We start from the raw sequence: 17,005 nt of genomic DNA, 5'->3' as shown, positions 1-17,005 counted from the left end.
TCGTGGAGCAGCCGCTGCCCGCCGTCCCCGACACCTCGCTCGGACCGCTGCTCGACTGGGCGGGGGAGCGGCTGGACACCGAACTGACCGTGGCGGACCTGGCGGCGCGGGCGGCGGTCAGCCAGGCCACGCTGCACCGGCGCTTCCGTACCCAGCTGGGCACCACCCCGCTGGCCTGGCTCACCGCGCGGCGGGTGGCCCTGGCCTGCCGGCTGATGGAGGAGGGCGAGCTACGGCTCGACCGGGTGGCGCGGCTCAGCGGACTGGGTACGGCGGCGAATCTGCGGGCGCAGCTCCGCCGGCGCACGGGACTGCCCCCGAGCGCGTACCGGCGCCGGTTCGGACCGGCGTGAGACCGGCGTGAGACCGGCGAGGAACCAGGGCGGGACCGGCGAGGGCAGGCGGGATCCGCGTCGGATCCGCGTGGGATTCACGTGGGGCCGGGGTGAGAAGCGCGCGTCCGGCCCGCGAGAATAGGGGCATGGCCCGACGCCCCGACCGATCCGCCCGCCCCACCCGATCCGGCCCCACCGGTACCGGCACCGGTACCGCCGTCACCGGCGCCTCGCCGTGCCCCTGCGGACTGTCCGCCGCGTACGGCGCGTGCTGCGGGCGCTTCCACTCCGGATCCGCCGCCGCGCCCACGGCGGAACTGCTGATGCGCTCCCGCTACAGCGCCTTCGCCGTGCGCGACCAGCCGTATCTGCTCAGGAGCTGGGACCCCGCCACTCGGCCCCCCGCCGTCGATCTCGATCCCACGGTGCGCTGGACCGGACTGGAGATCCTGGACACCGCCGACGGCAGCGCGTTCCACACCACCGGGACCGTCACCTTCCGAGCCCGCTTCACCCACCGGGGCGCGCGGGGCGCTCTCCACGAGCGAAGCCGCTTCGCCCGGCACGACGGCGCCTGGGTCTATGTGGACGGCACCTTCGTGGAGTGAGTGATCCCTCGGGCCGGGCCCCGCGCCCTCGGGCCGGGCGCCCGCGCCCGTGCCTCAGCGTGGTGCCAGCACCTCCGCCAGGTCGTACCGCACCGGTTCCTCCAGCTGCGCGTACGTGCAGCTCTCCGGCGTACGGTCCGGCCGCCATTTGCGGAACCGCGCGGTGTGCCGGAACCGGTCGCCCTCCATATGGTCGTACGCGACCTCGCACACCCGCTCGGGCCGCAGCGCCAGCCATGACAGGTCCTTCGTGCCCGACCAGCGGCTCGGCGCGCCCGGCAGCCGTGCGGTCTCATGGGCGGACTCGTCGGCCCAGGCCGCCCAGGGGTGGCCCGCCGCCGACTCCATCCGCAGCGGCGCCAGCTCCTCGATCAGCTCCGCGCGGCGCTTCATCGGGAACGCGGCACAGACCCCCACGTGCTGGAGGGCGCCCTCGGAGTCGTACAGCCCCAGGAGCAGCGAACCGACCACGGGACCGCTCTTGTGGAGCCGGTATCCGGCGACGACCGCGTCCGCCGTCCGCTCGTGCTTGATCTTGTACATCAGCCGGGCGTCCGGCCGGTAGAGGAGATCGAGGGGCTTGGCGATCACCCCGTCGAGCCCGGCGCCCTCGTACTGCTCGAACCACCGCCCGGCCAGCGCGGTATCGGTGGTGGCGGGCGCGAGATGGACCGGAGGACGGACGCCGGTCAGCGCGGCCTCCAGCGCCTCCCTGCGCCGTACCAGCGGGGTGTCGAGCAGCGAGGCGTCACCGAGGGCCAGCAGATCGAAGGCGACGAAGCTCGCCGGCGTACGCTCGGCGAGCATGTCCACCCGGGACTTCGCCGGATGGATGCGCTCGGTGAGCCGGTCGAAGTCGAGCCGGTCCCCATGGACGATGACGATCTCGCCGTCCACCACACAGCGGTCGGGCAACTCCGCGCGCAGGACCGTGACCAGTTCCGGGAAGTAGCGGGTGAGCGGCTTGCCCGTTCTGCTGCCGATCACCACCTCGTCGCCGTCACGGTGGACGATCGCCCGGAAGCCGTCCCACTTGGCCTCGTACTGCATCCCCGGCGGGATACGGGCCACGGACTTGGCGAGCATGGGCTTCACGGGAGGCATCACCGGCAGATCCATGACCCGATTCTGCTCGGGAACATGACGCTCCGCCCGATATGCGCTCCCTGTGGCATACCGCCCGCCGGGCGACGGGCCCGCCGGACACACGGTCCGGCCGATATGCGGTCCGGCCGATATGCGGTCCGTCCGTGCCCGGCCTAGCGTGGCCCCCATGGGAGCGGCGATGGAGCTGGAGGCGGACGGCAGGACCGTACGGCTGTCCAGTCCGGACAAGGTGTACTTTCCCGAGCGCGGTTTCACCAAGCTCGATGTCGCGCGCTACTACCTGGCCGTGGGCCCGGGGATCCTGCGCGCGCTGCGGGACCGGCCGACCACTCTGGAGCGCTACCCGGAGGGTGTCGGGGGCGAGTCCTTCTTCCAGAAACGGGCGCCGAAGAATCTGCCCGACTGGATCCCCACGGCCCGTATCGAGTTCCCGAGCGGCCGTTCCGCCGACGAGATCTGTCCCACGGAGGTCGCCGCCGTGCTCTGGGCGGCGAATCTCGGCTGTCTCACCTTCCACCCCTGGCCGGTACGGCGGGGCAGCACCGATCACCCCGACGAACTGCGGATCGATCTGGACCCGCAGCCGGGCACGGACTTCAAGGACGCGGTCAGAGCCGCCCATGAGCTGCACGGCCTTCTGGAGGAACAGGGGCTGCACGGCTGGCCCAAGACATCGGGCGGCCGTGGTCTGCATGTGTTCGTCCCCATCGAACCGCGCTGGACCTTCACCGAGGTGCGCCGCTGCGCCATCGCCATCGGCCGTGAGCTGGAGCGGCGGATGCCGGGCCGGGTGACCACCGCCTGGTGGAAGGAGGAGCGCGGCGAGCGCATCTTCGTCGACTACAACCAGACCGCCCGCGACCGCACCATCGCCTCCGCCTACTCCGTACGCCCCCGGCCCGGCGCCCCGGTCTCCGCGCCGCTGCGCTGGACGGAGCTGGACGAGGTCGCACCGGACGACTTCGATGTGGCGACCATGCCGGCCCGCTTCGCCGAGGCGGGTGATGTGCACGCGCCGATGGCGGAGCAGGCGTTCGGTCTGGAGGGTCTGCTGGAGCTGGCCGAGCGTCAGGAGCAGGACCAGGGGGTCGGGGACATGCCGTACCCGCCGGACTATCCGAAGATGCCGGGAGAGCCGAAGCGCGTCCAGCCGAGCAGGGCCCGCCGGAAGGACCCGGGGGAGTGAGCGGAGGCCGGGGGAGTGCGCCGAGCAGCAGGAGCGGACAGGGCTGTGCCCCCTCCCCCGGAATCCCGGGAGAGGGGGCACAGTGCTGAACAGCACGGACACATCGGACCGCGAGCGGCGAACCGCCCCGGCCGTCCCGGCTACAGCTCCTTGATCCGGATGCTGCGGTACGAGATCACGTCCGTCGTGCTGTGGACCTGGAGCCCGACATAACCGGTGGCGTACCGCCGGCCGTCCGTGCCCGGGTCACCGGCGCGCGGCGGGGTGAACGTCTGTCCGCCCAGGTTGTCGAACTCATTGATCACCACACCGTTGCGCAGGATCGTGTAGTGCTGGTCGACCACCCGGATCTCGTAGTCGTTCCAGGTGCCCTTCGGGGTGACGCCCGCGCCGCCCAGACCCACCCGGTCGAAGCCGTAGAGCGAGCCGGTCTTGTACATGTCGCCGTCCGGGCGGTCGAGGATCTGCACCTCGTGCCCGTAGTTGATGGCGACCCACTCGGGCCGGGACTCCTCCGGGTGACCGTGGACGTTCGGGAAGCGGACGAAGACACCGCCGTTGGCGTTGCCGTTGCCCGGGGCGTCGTCACGGAACTGGAGCTTCAGCGAGAAGTCGCCGTACTTGCGCTCCGGGAACCACAGCATGCCCATGCCGTCGACCGTGGTGCTGCTCTTGATCGCACCGTCGTCGGTGAGCGCGAACTCGCCGCCGCCCACCTGCTCCCACTTGGCGAGCGAGTCCGCCGTGCCGTCGAAGAGATCGCGGTAGCCCTCGGTCTGGCCGGGCTTGCCGATCTTGGACTGCTTGGCGGCCTTGGTGATCTTGTTGAACTCGCGCTGGTCGATGACGTTGTCGGCGAGCAGCTTGTCGAGCACGGTGTCGACATGCTTGAGGAAGAGGGCCTGCGAGGTCCACTCCCGCTCGTCCTCGATCAGCTCGTTGATGGTGCAGCGGCTGCGGGTCAGCCGGTTCGGCACGCCCGAGTCGACCGTGCCGACGATGACCGTCAGCCGCTCGTCGTACTCGGGGCAGTTGGGCGCGGGAACGCCGCCGCCCTGCGCGATGGTGAACGTCACCTGCTTGGCCTGCGAGGTGTTGCCCGACTTGTCGGTCGCGCGGTGGGCGAACGTGTGATACCCGACCCGGTCGACGATGACGGGGGCCGTGTACGCGAGATACGGACCGCCGTCGAGGGAGTACTCGGTCTTGTCGACACCGGACTCGGCGTCGGTCGCGGTGACCGTCACCTTGGCGCTGGTGATGAAGGCGCCGTTGGCGTTCTTCTCACCGGTCACGGCCGCCGAGGTCACCGGCGCCGTGGTGTCCTGGGCCGGCGGCTCCACGACGGTGAAGTCGACGGACTTCTCGGCCGCCGCGTTGCCCGCCTTGTCGGTCGCGCGGTAGCGGACCTTGTGCGTGCCGACCTGATGCACCATCACCGGCGCGGTGTACGCCTGCCAGGCGCCCGTGGCGCCGAGCGCGTACTCGATGGTGTTGACGCCCGAGCCGGTGTCCGAGGCGGTGACGGTGACCGTGGCCATCGACAGATACTCACCCGCGCCGTTCCGCTCGCCGCTCACGGTCGCCGAGGTCTCCGGCGGGGCCGTGTCATCGGTCGGCGGGGCCACCACGGTGAAGCCGACGGACTTCTCGGCCGCCACGTTCCCCGACTGGTCGGTGGCCCGGTACCGGATCGTATGGCCGCCGACCTGGTCGACCACCACCGGAGCGGTGTACGGCTGCCACGGCCCGTCGGCCCCGACCGCGTACTCGGTCGTCGCCACACCGGAGCCCTCGTCGGTCGCCGTCACCGACACCGTCGCGGACCCGACATAGGCGCCGTCGGCGTTCTGCTGTCCCGCCACCGTGGCGTTGGTCGTGGGCGCGGTGGTGTCCCCCGGGCCGACCTCGGTCACGGTGAGCACACCGGTCATCTGGCCGTGCCCCGGGATGGAGCAGTGGAAGCGGTACTTGCCCGGGGTGAGCCGCACCTCGGCGGTGTACTTGCCGCCGTTGGCATCACTCGGATTGGCCAGGATGTTCACGGCGACATCGTTGTTGTACTCGGGATCCGACACATCGAACGTCAGCGTGTGCGGCATCCCGGTGGTGTTGCCGGTGGCCTGGCTGTTCTCGAAGACGATCGTGGTCGGGCCGGCCAGCGCGGTGGTCGGGAAGCTGAGATAGCGGTCGATGGGGTCACCGGCCGTCCAGGTCAGCACCTGTGCCGCGGCTGCCGTCTTTCCGTCGCCCCTGGGGTCGAAGGGCCGGCCGTACGCCGCTGTCGACGTCAGACCCAGCACCATCAGGAACGCGCCCACCAGGGCCGTCCACACTCTGAGCGGGCGGTACCTGAGGAGGGAACGATGGGATCGATGTCTCACTGCTCCGCCTTCCTGGCCAGGTCGGAGGCGGCCGGAGTCGGCTCGCCGCCCTTGTAGGTCACACGCCACAGCGCGGACTGGGAGTCGGAGGTGAAGAAGCCGCGCCCGTAGTCGAGGACGTAGAGCGAGCCGTCCGGGGCGAACTTCCAGTCCATGAGGTTGCGGATACCGCCCTGACCGACCGGGATGATCTTCTTCAGGGTCTCGGCGTGCACCGGCAGACCGCCCTTGCCGACGGTCTTGGGGTCGGTCAGCACCGCGTGGCGCGGGCTGTCCGTCGCGTCGTAGAAGTCACCGACGAACCACTTGCCGTCCCAGTACTCCGGCCACTTGACCGCGCTGGCGCTCTGCGCGTCGTAGCGGTAGACCGGGCCGTCCATGGTCGCCTGGCCGCCGCCCTTGAGCCACGGCAGGAGATACTTCGCCTCGGCCTGCTTGTAGCTGGGGATGCCGTTGGCGTCCCGCGGGTAGTCGGGGGCGCCGCCCTGCGGCGAGTACCAGATGGTGTTGGGCGTGACGGGCGGCAGATTCACCAGGCCGTCGTTGTTGGGGGACTCGTTCTTGGGCGCGTTGCAGTTGTACCAGCCCAGCGGCTTGGACGGGTCGGGCAGATTGCGGTCCCGGTAGGGCTGGTTGTTGCCCATGCAGAACGGCCAGCCGTGGTTGCCCGCCTTGGTGATCGCGGAGAACGTGTCGTACTTCGCCGGACCCCAGACGGTGCTCGGCGAGCCCGCGTCGGGGCCGACCCAGCCCGCGTAGAGGATGTCGGTCTTCTTGTCGATGGAGATACGTGCCGTGTTGCGCACGCCCATCACATAGATCTCGCCGCGGGTCTTGCCGCCGCCCTCGTCCATCTCCTCGCCGGTGAACAGGTTCCCGGTGGGCAGGGTGTACGTCCCGTCGGGCTCCGGGTGGATACGGAGGATCTTCCCGTTCAGGTTGTTGGTGTTGCCCGCCGTGCGGCGCGCGTCGGCGAAGGAGACGCCCTTGTAGTTGGGCTGGGGGTTGTTGCCCGAGTAACCGTCGCTGAAGCCGGACGAGTTGTTGTCGCCGGTCGCGATGTAGAGGTTGCCCTTCGAGTCCCAGGCCATACCGCCGCCCGCGTGGCAGCAGCTGTTCACCTGCACGGGCCACTTCAGCAGGACCTTCTCGGAGGCGAGGTCCAGCTTGTTGGCCGCCAGGTCCAGGGTGAAGCGGGAGACCCGGCGTTCGGCCATCCGGGTGTCACGGTTGAGCTGCGAGTGCGGGGTGTAGTGCAGATACACCCAGCCGTTGGTCTCGAACTTCGGGTCCAGCTCGATACCGAGCAGTCCCTCCTCGACCTTGACCAGCTCGTCGCCGCCGCCCTTGTTGCCGAAGACCGTCAGCGCGCCCGCGAGCGTCACCTTCCCCGTCGCGGGGTCGTAGACATGGATCTGGCCCAGGCCCTTGCCGATCTCCGGGTTGTTCCAGTCGGTCACCACGGGAGCGGCGTTGTCGCCACCTCCCCGGCCGATGTAGAGCACCCGTCCGTCGGGCGCCACGACCAGTCCGTGCGGCTCACCGATCTGGTCCTGCCGGCCCGCCTGGTTCGGCTGGGTGACCCGCTCGGCCTGGTAGTTGCTGTCGATCGTCGCCTTGCAGTCGGCCCGGGAGATCCGGGTCGTCCACTGGAGGGCGCCGCGCAGATGGTCGCGGAAGTCGGTCTCGGCGTAGGACTCGGGCGTACCGCCCATGCCGGTGTAGAAGGACCGGCCGCCGTCGTAGTCGCGGCACCAGGAGATGGGATGGTCCGCGCCGTTGGCTCCGGTGCCCGGCTGGTAGCTGGCCTCCCTGACCCGGGCGACGGTGTGCACCTTGCCGGTGGGGTTGGCGGACCAGTTGAACCACTTGTCCGGCCGCTTCCACTCCAGCGGAAGGTTCTTGGTGGCCGGATTGATGCGGTCGCCGACCTCGACGGTCGCGCGCTGCACCGTGGTGGGAGCTCCGGTGGGCCGGGCGCCGATCAACCCGGTGAACCAGTCCGAGTACGGCTCCGTGCGGGCCGCGTCATGGATACCGAGGAAGCCGCCACCGGCTTCCACATAGGATTCCAGGCCGGCTTCCTGCTCGGGGTCGAGCACATCGCCGCCGCCGGTGAGGAAGACGACCGCATTGTATTTGCCCAGCTTGGTCGCATTGGTGAAGACGGAACCGTCGTCCGTCGCCTCTGTCTTGAACCGGCCGGCCGTGGGCCCCGACAGACCGATGGCCTCGATGGCTTCGATCCCGGCGTTGACGACCGGGGACTCCTCGGTGGCCGAGGCATGGAAGACGAGGACCTTGACGGACTTTCCGCCCGGAGGTGACGGAAGGGACAACGTTGTCGAAGCCGGTTCCGGGTACGGCTTGGCCGATGCGGCGGTGCCGCCGAGCAGTGACGCCGCCATCGTGCCGGCCACCAGGGCCGCGGCCATCCCGCGCCTGGATCTAGACCGGTGATGTGGTGCGCGCTGCATGTGTTCACCCACCCCTCTGTGGTCATAGCAACAGCGAATGAAGCTAGACCCCTTTCGGCGGCTCGCCAATAGGTATCACCGCAATCGAACGAACTTTGTCCTGACTGTGGATAAACGTAGATCACTGGTCTACCGTGTGGCCGTCCCCGGGGTCTCATGTGCCCCGAAAATCTCCGTACGGCACTGGGGAGTCGGTATGGCCATGGACAGACGGAGCTTCAACCGGCGGCTGCTCGCGGGAGGCGCGGTGGCAGCTACGGGGGTGACATCGTTGTCGGTCGCCTCCGCGCCCGCGGCGACGTCGGCGGAATCCCCGCCGAGGACCGCCCCCGCCGGGGGTCAGGTGCGCCATCTCAAGCTGTACGCCGAGACTCTGCCGAACGGTCAGATGGGGTACGGCTTCGAGAAGGGCAAGGCGACCGTCCCGGGTCCGCTGATCGAGCTGATCGAGGGGGACACCCTCCATATCGAGTTCGAGAACACCACGGATGTGGCGGCCAGCCTCCATGTCCACGGCGTGGACTACGACATAGCCAGTGACGGCACCCGGATGAACCGGAGTCATGTCGAGCCCGGCGGCACCCGTACGTACACCTGGCGTACGCACACACCGGGCAAGCGCGCGGACGGCACCTGGCGGCCGGGCAGCGCGGGGTACTGGCACTACCACGACCATGTGGTCGGTACGGACCACGGCACCGGCGGTATCCGCAAGGGGCTCTACGGTCCGGTGATCGTCCGCAGGAAGGGCGACATCCTGCCGGACAAGCAGTTCACGATCGTCTTCAACGACATGACGATCAACAACAAGTCCGGTACGGAGGCCCCCGACTTCGAGGCGACGGTCGGGGAGCGGGTCGAGATCATCATGATCACGCACGGCGAGTTCTACCACACGTTCCATATCCACGGTCATCGCTGGGCGGACAACAGAACGGGCCTGCTGACCGGCCCCGACGACCCCAGCCGGGTGATCGACAACAAGATCACCGGTCCGGCGGACTCCTTCGGCTTCCAGATCCTCGCGGGTGAACACGTGGGCGCGGGGGCCTGGATGTACCACTGCCATGTGCAGAGCCACTCGGACATGGGCATGGCGGGTCTGCTGCTGGTCAAGAAGCCGGACGGCACGATCCCGGGGTACGAGCCGCACCACCCGGACCATCCGATGGGCGCGGACGGAGCGAAGGGCGCGGACGGAGCCAAGGGCGCGGAGGGAGCGAAGGGCGCGGAGGGAGCCAAGAGCACGGCGGACGCCAAGGGAGCCGCGGGAGCCGAGGACGCGGCGGACCACACGGGTCATTAGACCCCGCGGACAGGGCCTGGCGCCGGTCGCGGCACAGGCCCTGCCCGGCCGCCCGGTCCTCCGCGGGCCGGGGGCATGTTCCGGCAGGCCGCCGTCCCGGGACGAGCGGCGGCCTGCCCTGCCGTCCGGCTGCCATCCTGGTCGCATGGCGGAACTCAACGGCCGGCCCGTCGGCCTCGACGAGATCACGGCGCTCGCGCTCACCAACTACGGGCACTTCACCACCCTCCGGGTGGACGACGGGCGGGTGCGCGGGCTGGCCCTGCATCTCGACCGGCTCGGCCGGGACTGTACGGCGCTGTTCGGGGCGGAGCTGGACCTCGACCGGGTACGGACGCTGCTGCGCCGGGTCGCACCGGCGCGTGGCGCGGCCACGGTGCGGGTCACGGTGTTCGACCCGGCCCTCGACATCGGGCGTCCCGACCGTACCGGCGACCCGCACATCCTGGTCACACACCGTCAGGCGTCGTCCGCGCCCCCGCCGCCGCTGCGGGTGCGCTCCGTCGCGTACACCCGGGACGCGCCCGAGGTGAAGAGCGTCGGGCTCTTCGCGTCGCTGCGCCATCGCCGTACGGCCCGGCTCGCCGGATACGACGACGCGCTCTTCGTGGACGGTCGGGCCTATGTCTCCGAGGGCGTCACCTGGAACATCGGCTTCTTCGACGGTGACACGGTCGTCTGGCCGGAGGCCGTCCAGCTCGCCGGGGTGACGATGCGGCTTCTCCAGGACGCCCACAAGCACCGCGTCGCCCCGGTCGCGCTCGCGGACGCCGGATCGCTGCACGCGGCGTTCGCGACCAACGCCGCCATCGGGGTGCGCGCCATCACGGCGATCGACGGCACCGGGTTCACGGACCACCACCCCGCCGTGGATCTGCTGCGCGAGACCTACACGGATCAGCCGGGCGATCTCCTGTAGCGCCCCCGCCAGGCCGGTCCTACGAGCTGCCGCCGTCCGGTCCGTCCGGTCCGCCCGCCGCGTCCGGCCCGCCCGCCAGTCGCAGCTGTTCCTCCTCCACGATCCGGCGGGCGATGTCCCGGTCCGCGACATCGATCGCGTCGGGCGTGGCATCGGCCATCTCGCTGCGCCGGGCGTAGGCGTCGAAGAGGCGGTTCTTGTCGGCGAGGATGTCCAGCAGACGCTGGTCCACACTGTCGACCGCGAGCAGCCGGTGCACCTGGACCGGACGGATCTGGCCCATCCGGTGCGCACGGGCCACCGCCTGATGCTCCAGGGTCGGTTTGACCTGGGGCTCGCAGAGGATGACGACCGACGCGGCCTGCATGTTCAGCCCGACACCGCCCGCCTGGATCTGGCTCAGCAGCACCGCGTGCCCCGGGACCGCGCCGAAGCGGTCCACGATCCGCTGACGGCGGTCCGCCGGGACATCGCCGGAGAGCGGACCGAACACGCCCTCGCCCAGCGCCTGGTGGACCGCGGCCAGCACCTCGCGGAAGTACGAGAAGACCACGACCTTCAGTTCGTTCCCCGCGGCCTCGGTGACCAGCTCCCGCAGCCGGCCCAGCTTGGCCGAGGTCTCCGGCCGCGCGTACGCCGCCCGGCGCATCCGCATGAAGTGCGCGTCGGCCACCGCCGAGCGGTAGGCCGCCAGATCCCCGGCGCTCAGCTCCTCCCACTCGTCCACCCGTACCAGCGCGGGCAGTTCGGCGAGGACGTCCTGCTGGTTGCGGCGCAGATAGGCCGGGGCGACCGCGCGGCGGAAGGCGTGCGCGCCCACGACCGCGTCGGCGCCCTGGACGGCCGGGGCCAGTCCGGGCTGGAGACGCCGGATCAGACTGCGGAACTCCGCCACGCGGTTCTCCATCGGAGTGCCCGTCAGAAACAGCACATGACCGGCGTGTTCGGCCCAGTCGGACATCGCGCGGGATCTGCGGGTGTCCGGGTTCTTCACATAGTGGGCCTCGTCGACGACGAGCATGCGCGGCTCGTCCCGAAGCGTGCCGGTCCTGTCCCCGGGCCCCTCGCGAGCCCGCAGCAACGGCAGTGTGTGCAGCGAGTCGAAGGTGGTGACCGCGACCCCGCCGCGCTCGCGCCACTCCGTGAACGCCTCCTGCCGCTCCGGGCCGTGCACCGGGATCGCCCGCAGTGTGCTCCGGGAGCCGATCTCCCGGGTCCAGTTGATCAGGACACTGCTCGGGCAGACCACCAGGAAGTGCGTACCGCCCAGGGCCGCGAGATGCGCGAGGGCGGCGATGGCCTGGACGGTCTTGCCGAGCCCCATCTCGTCGCCGATGATCACCCGGCGCTGGGCCAGCGCGAATCGCGCCCCGAACGCCTGATAGCCGCGCAGCGACACCCGCAGCCGGGTGTCGTCCAGCGGCTGGGCCCGTACCCGTCCGGCGATCTCGGACGGCATGAAGCCCTCGGCCGCGGCGGCATCGGGGGTCCCGCCCGCCGTCTGCGCCAGCACGCCGTAGTAGTCGGCCGAGCGCAGCTCGAAGTCGACCCAGGCCTCGATCTCCGAGGCCGGCTCCCGCAGCAGATCCACCGACATCTGCGCGAGCAGCAGCGGTACCTCCGCCTCCGCCGCCTCGTCCAGCAGCCGCCGGAGCCGGCTCACCGCGCCGAGCGCCCGAGCCCTGCCGTCCCGTCCGGACAGGGCCAGTCGCAGCCGGCCGCGTGCGGGAGCCGCCTCCGGCAGCAGCGCGCGCAGCTCCGTGGCGAGCCGCTCCGCGGTGTCATGCGCGCGCCGCAGCTCCGGGCCGGCCTCGACCAGCCGGTGCAGGGCGACGACCAGCGCGGTGGTCCGCGGCTCGGGGCGGTCGACATCGATCCGTACGGACACGGTCTCGCCGACGGCCTCGGCGATCCTGGTGGCCGCCGCCACCGCCTGGTCCGCGGTAAGGGCCCCGACCCCGGGCACCTGGCGCAGTGTGTGCCTGCCCGCCTCGTACACCTCGTGCACGGAGGTGAATCCCGCCTGTTCGAGGGCGCCGATGCGTAACCTGCCCGCGGTGACGTCCCGCAGCCGGGACACCGGGATCGCCCTCAACTCGGTCTCCATCAGCTCCCGTTGGAGCGGACCGAAGGCCTCCCGTATGGCGGTGACGGCACGGGTGTGGTCGTCGAGCAGCTGCCGCGCGGTGCCCAGCAGCCGCTCCGCCGCGTCGAGCGCGGCCCTCGCCCTTCTGCCCGCGGGCACCGGATCGTGTCCCGGCGCGACCCCCGCACCCTTCATGGCGCCACTCCGTCCGCCCCGCTCGACCGGTCCGGCCGACCCGTCCCGACCGGGTCATATGCTCCCACGTCCGGCACGGGCCGCCGGTCGGCGGAGAGCGTCACCGAATCCACCTCCAAACTAAACGAACGATCGTGCTAGCATCTTGCCAATTCGCTGGCCGACCAAGGAGATCCGGGCAATGGCACCCACGGCTGCGCTTCTTCGCACCGTCCTGAACACCACCTCGTATCTCGCCCCCGGTCTGGCCGGACGTGCCGCCTTCGCCGTCTTCCGCCGCCCCCCGGGCCGCAGCAGACCGCGCCCCGACGAGCTCGATGTGCTCGCCGCCGCCCGCACCGGACGGATCACGGTCAATGGCACGTCCGTCGTCACCTACCGCTGGGGCGACGGCACACGGCCGGTGCTGCTCGTACACGGCTGGTCCTCGCGCGCCTCACGCTTCTCGCGCTTCATCACCGCGCTGTGCGAACGGGGCTACAGCCCGGTCTCCTTCGACGCCCCGGGGCACGGCGACTCGGCGGGACGGGGTGTGACGCTCCTCGAACTCCGCGAGGCCATAAGGCAGTCGCACGCGGAGTACGGCCGGTTCGAAGCCGTCGTCGCGCACTCCTTCGGGGTGCTCGCGACCTTCTTCGCGCTGCGCGACGGTGTCGAGGCACGCCGGGTGGTCGCGATCGGCGGGGTCGCCGAGTTCGGCCACGCCGTGGAGGGGTTCCGCGCCAAGCTCGGTCTGCGCGAGCGCGTCATCGGGGAACTGCGCGGGTATACGGAGCGGACCCTGTTCCGGGGCGAGCCGGACGTCTGGCGGCGCCTCGACGCCACCTACCGGCCCGAGGAGATCGACGCCGACGTCCTGCTCTTCCACGACGAGGACGACGACACGGTGCCGCTGAGCCAGGCCAGGGCCCTCGTCCAGGCGTACGGAGGGCGTCCGGACGGGGGAGCCGGTGTCCGGCTGGTGGTCACCCGGGGGCTGGGCCACCGGCGGATCCTCGGCGACCCCGAAGTGGTCGCCGCCGCAGTGGACTTCGTACGCTCGGAACAGCCGGGGCCGGGGCCACGGTCCGCGTCGGAGGGGCCCGCCGCCGGTCCCCGCCCCGGCTCAGCCGTTCTCTGAGGCCCGCGCCGGTGCCGGCACCGGCGGCGGGGTCGCCACCGGCGCCGGTCCAGGCGCCCGCGGGGCGGTGAGGTCAGGGGTCTGCGGCAGGGTGTCCGGATCGGTCGCCGCGGCGCGCAGACGGTACAGAATGCCCCGGCCGGCCCGCTCGTAGGCGACCATGTCGCCGTGCAGTACCGACTGGGCGTTGGCCGCCTCCATCAGCGCGATGATCTCGAAGGCGAGCTGCGGTACGTCCAGTTCCGCGACGAAACCGCCCGCGCGCCGCGCCTTGTCGACGGTGCGTTCCACATATTCGACCCACTCGTCACGCGCCGCGGCGATCGCGTCGTGCACCGGTCCGCCGCGCGCGTCGAACTCCGCCGAGACCGCGTAGAAGAAGCACCCGCCGGTGAAGACACGGTCCGCCGAATACGCCAGCCAGTTGCGGCACAGCGCCCACACCCGGGCGGTACCGGGGCTCAGCTCGCGGGTCGGCCGGACGACACACTCGCTGTAGACGTCGCGGGCCGCCCGGACCGTCGCGAGCTGAAGCTCCTCCTTGGAACCGAAGAGCGCGAAGACACCGCTCTTGCTCAGCTTCAGCTCGGTGGCGATACGGCCGAGGGAGAGCCCTTCCAGCCCTTCCACCGAGGCGATGTCCATCGTCCGGCCGAGCACCAGCCGCCGGGTGTGATTGCCGCGCTCGACCCGTCCGTCCACGTGTCCGGCCGTCCGCCCGCCCATGGATGCGCTCATCTCCCCACTGTACTGAACGCACGGTCGTGCGCTCTCCTGCCGCCGACCGGCGGGACACGGTCTGCGGCGCGCCGCCCGCCGGGGGAGACTCGCGGGGAGAGCGGCGGGATCCCATGGAAGGGGTCCCCATGAAGGAGCGCACCATGCTCACCAGTCCCTTCGCCCCCGGATCCCCGGTCTGGGTCGAGCTCAGCACTCCCGACATCGAGGGCGCCACCGCCTTCTACCACGGGCTGTTCGGCTGGACCTTCGTGCCCACGGGTCCCGGCACCGGCGGCTACGGCCTGTTCCGGCTGGGCGGCAGGACCGCGGCCGCCGCCCTGCCCATGCCGGTCGACAAGGGGCCGACGGACTGGTTCCTGTTCTTCCGTACGCCCGACGCGGACGAGACGGCCAAAGCCGTGCATCAGGCGGGCGGTTCCGTTCTGCTGGGACCCATGGACGTCATGGAGTCCGGCAGGACGGCCGTTTTCACCGACTCCGTCGGCGCCCGGTTCGCGGTCTGGCAGCCGGGCTCGACCAAGGGCCTCGATGTCGTCGACGAGCCGGGCAGCCTCTGCTGGTGCGAGCTGTACACCCCGGACGAGAGCGCCGCGTACACCTTCTACAGCTCGGTCTTCGGCTGGGGGACCACCAGTATGCCGATGCCCGACGGCAGTGGTACGTACCGGATGACGCACCCGGCGGGCCGGGGCCCCGAGGCCATGTTCGGCGGCTTCGTCACGCTCGGGTCCGATCCGGCGGAGGCCGGCGGCGGACCGCACTGGCAGATCTATTTCGCGGTGACGGACTGCGACGCGGCCGTGGCGACGGCCGGAGAGCTGGGCGGTACGGTCAGGGTCGCGCCGACCGACATCGAGGGCGTGGGCCGGTTCGCCAAGCTCACGGATCCCTACGGAGCGCGCTTCGCGCTGATGCAGGGTGTGGACCAGCACACCTGACGGCCCCGCCCGTACGCGGGTCCCTTCCCCGGCATGGGCCCCTTCACCGGTGCGGTTCCCTTCGCCGGGTCGGATCCCTTCAGCGGTACGGGTCTCTTCAGCGGCGCCGACACGCCGGTGTCGCAAAGCCATTGACGCTTCGTCAAGCAACCGTTTATCGCGGCCCGGCAGGCTGTCGGGTATGCCGATCAACATCACCGACATCGCCACCCGCGTGACCGCAACGTCCCAGAGCACCGAGCACGAACTCTCCTGGCAGGAGAGCGCGTTGTGCGCCCAGACCGGTCCCGATTTCTTCTTCCCCGCCCCCGGCTCCTCCACCCGTGAGGCGAAGCGGCTCTGCGGCGCGTGCGAGGGCCGTGAGGCCTGCCTTCAGTACGCCCTCGCCAACGACGAGCGGTTCGGCGTCTGGGGCGGGCTCTCCGAGAAGGAACGCCAGAAGCTCCGGCGTACCTCGGGGAACTGACCCGGTCGCGGTGCGGCCGGGCCGGCCCCATGCCCGGCGGACCTCAGTGTGCCGCGATCCGGAAGGTCTCTCCGTACATCTGCCAGCTCAGCGGCGGGTCGAGGGCCATATTGCCGTCCCGCAGGAAGTCCCGCTGAGCGGTGTCGATACGGGACGAGTCGCGCTGCGTGGTGATGAGCCCGGCCTTGATCACGGAGCGCCCGCTGTCCAGGAAGGCGTTCAGATACGCCTTCTCGTCACCGCCCCGGTCCGGGGACTCCGCCCGCTTCAGCGCCGCCTGGCGGATGCCGTAGAAGCCGTGCGCGTCGACACCCGGGCCATGCAGCACCATCGCGTCGTAGTAGATGAACTGCCCGAGCGTGCCGAGTCCGTCCAGCTTGGCGAGCTGGACGGCCGGCTCGAAGTAGATCCGGTCGCGGGCCGCCTCCTGCGCCGCGCGGAAGTCCGGGGACCGCGCGGCCTTCGCCCAGGCGTCCCGGAAGCCGGGGTCGAGCCCCTCGTGCGAGTCGGTGCCGTCCACGGCGCGCAGCGCGGGGAGATACGGCGCGAGCGGGTTGTCCGGATGGCTCCCGGTGTACGACTCGACGAGTTGCAGCATGTCGTTGGTGCCCGAGCAGAAGCCGATGATCCCGGCCGTGTACCCGTTGCCGTCGTGGAAGTCCTCGATCGCGCCGTACAGGCTCCGCCAGTCGAGGGTGGAGCTCTCCGCGCTGGCCACGAGCCGCGCGGCGATCTCCTTCTTCTCCGGAGCCGCGAGGCCGGGGGGCATGCTGTCGATGCGCTCCCGTACCTCCTCCTCGTTCTCCAGAGCGCCGGGCGCCAGCGGATTGGGCGCGCCGCTCCGCCCGGCGTAGGACGGCGGATGGTCGGCGAGCACTCCGGTGTCGTCGCCGGCTCCCAGGATCACGGCGGCGGTCACGACGATGGGCGCGCCGATGAGGAAGAGGCGCGTGACAGGCTTCATCCGGCCCAGCGTACGAGGCGTTCGCGAGGATGGGGAACACTTCCCCGAATACCCGAAAACACGTACGACGGTAGGCCGGATGAAGCCTGGATGAGCGGTGTGCGACAGGGGCCGGCACTCGGCCCGCCGACTGCGGCCCGCCGCACACCGCTCACCGTGCCTGGCTCACAGCG

At 70.8% G+C, this 17,005-nt stretch carries 14 protein-coding genes; 8 read left to right on the top strand and 6 right to left on the bottom strand.

The annotated features are described in order from the left end of the window. Together ACWGDX_RS28860 and ACWGDX_RS28855 are read left to right on the top strand one after the other, a co-directional pair. A partial coding sequence (locus ACWGDX_RS28860) for a helix-turn-helix domain-containing protein (RefSeq protein WP_453630182.1) occupies positions 1–353 on the top strand: 353 nt, incomplete at its 5' end. A 128-nt stretch (positions 354–481) separates the two neighbouring features. After that, positions 482–943 carry a YchJ family protein gene (locus ACWGDX_RS28855; RefSeq protein WP_453630180.1) on the top strand — a complete coding sequence of 154 codons (462 nt, stop codon included), beginning with the start codon at positions 482–484 and terminating at the stop codon, positions 941–943. Positions 944–997: 54 nt separating this feature from the next. On the opposite strand, the gene ACWGDX_RS28850 is transcribed toward ACWGDX_RS28855, so the two are convergent. Then, complete coding sequence (locus ACWGDX_RS28850) at positions 998–2,062, bottom strand: ATP-dependent DNA ligase (protein WP_453630178.1); 1,065 nt, start codon at positions 2,060–2,062, stop codon at positions 998–1,000. A 154-nt stretch (positions 2,063–2,216) separates the two neighbouring features. Between ACWGDX_RS28850 and ligD the strand changes: the two genes are divergently transcribed. Beyond that, complete coding sequence (gene ligD / locus ACWGDX_RS28845) at positions 2,217–3,236, top strand: non-homologous end-joining DNA ligase (protein ID WP_453630176.1); 1,020 nt, start codon at positions 2,217–2,219, stop codon at positions 3,234–3,236. A 140-nt stretch (positions 3,237–3,376) separates the two neighbouring features. Here ligD and ACWGDX_RS28840 read toward each other — a convergent pair whose 3' ends face one another. Both ACWGDX_RS28840 and ACWGDX_RS28835 read right to left on the bottom strand, forming a co-directional pair. Next, on the bottom strand, positions 3,377–5,542 hold the full coding sequence (locus ACWGDX_RS28840) for an OmpL47-type beta-barrel domain-containing protein (protein WP_453630194.1): 2,166 nt from the start codon (positions 5,540–5,542) through the stop codon (positions 3,377–3,379). Between the two features lie 74 nt (positions 5,543–5,616). Continuing rightward, the gene (locus ACWGDX_RS28835; RefSeq protein WP_453630175.1) at positions 5,617–8,097 is read right to left on the bottom strand and encodes a ThuA domain-containing protein; all 2,481 of its coding nucleotides are present in this window, start codon (positions 8,095–8,097) and stop codon (positions 5,617–5,619) included. A gap of 202 nt (positions 8,098–8,299) precedes the next feature. On the opposite strand from ACWGDX_RS28835, the gene ACWGDX_RS28830 reads away from it, so the two are divergent. Further along, positions 8,300–9,403, top strand: a complete 1,104-nt coding sequence (locus tag ACWGDX_RS28830; RefSeq protein WP_453630192.1) for a multicopper oxidase domain-containing protein — start codon at positions 8,300–8,302, stop codon at positions 9,401–9,403. Positions 9,404–9,548: 145 nt separating this feature from the next. Beyond that, positions 9,549–10,322, top strand: a complete 774-nt coding sequence (locus ACWGDX_RS28825) for an aminotransferase class IV family protein (protein ID WP_453630173.1) — start codon at positions 9,549–9,551, stop codon at positions 10,320–10,322. Positions 10,323–10,341: 19 nt separating this feature from the next. Here the strand turns inward: ACWGDX_RS28825 and ACWGDX_RS28820 are convergent, their stop codons facing one another. After that, a complete protein-coding gene (locus tag ACWGDX_RS28820; RefSeq protein WP_453630171.1) occupies positions 10,342–12,603 on the bottom strand; it encodes a DEAD/DEAH box helicase in 2,262 nt (753 codons plus the stop codon). Between the two features lie 181 nt (positions 12,604–12,784). Between ACWGDX_RS28820 and ACWGDX_RS28815 the strand changes: the two genes are divergently transcribed. Then, positions 12,785–13,723, top strand: a complete 939-nt coding sequence (locus ACWGDX_RS28815; RefSeq protein ID WP_453630169.1) for an alpha/beta fold hydrolase — start codon at positions 12,785–12,787, stop codon at positions 13,721–13,723. On the opposite strand, the gene ACWGDX_RS28810 is transcribed toward ACWGDX_RS28815, so the two are convergent. Further along, entirely contained in the window at positions 13,709–14,449 is a 741-nt protein-coding gene (locus tag ACWGDX_RS28810; protein ID WP_453630190.1) for a TetR/AcrR family transcriptional regulator, read from the bottom strand. The two genes, ACWGDX_RS28815 and ACWGDX_RS28810, sit on opposite strands and share 15 nt — an antisense overlap. Positions 14,450–14,589: 140 nt before the next feature. Here ACWGDX_RS28810 and ACWGDX_RS28805 point away from each other — a divergent pair, with 140 nt between their 5' ends. Next, a complete protein-coding gene (locus tag ACWGDX_RS28805) occupies positions 14,590–15,402 on the top strand; it encodes a VOC family protein (RefSeq protein ID WP_453630167.1) in 813 nt (270 codons plus the stop codon). Positions 15,403–15,583: 181 nt separating this feature from the next. Then, positions 15,584–15,868: a WhiB family transcriptional regulator gene (locus ACWGDX_RS28800; protein WP_453630165.1), complete on the top strand. Its 285-nt coding sequence runs from the start codon at positions 15,584–15,586 to the stop codon at positions 15,866–15,868. A 43-nt stretch (positions 15,869–15,911) separates the two neighbouring features. Here ACWGDX_RS28800 and ACWGDX_RS28795 read toward each other — a convergent pair whose 3' ends face one another. Then, complete coding sequence (locus ACWGDX_RS28795) at positions 15,912–16,832, bottom strand: chitosanase (protein ID WP_453630164.1); 921 nt, start codon at positions 16,830–16,832, stop codon at positions 15,912–15,914. Positions 16,833–17,005: the final 173 nt, after the last annotated feature.

The sequence above is a fragment of the Streptomyces sp. NPDC055025 genome, from assembly GCF_053608565.1.
The sequence above is the reverse complement of the archived record's forward strand: the minus strand, read 5'-3'. Positions and strand labels throughout refer to the sequence as shown.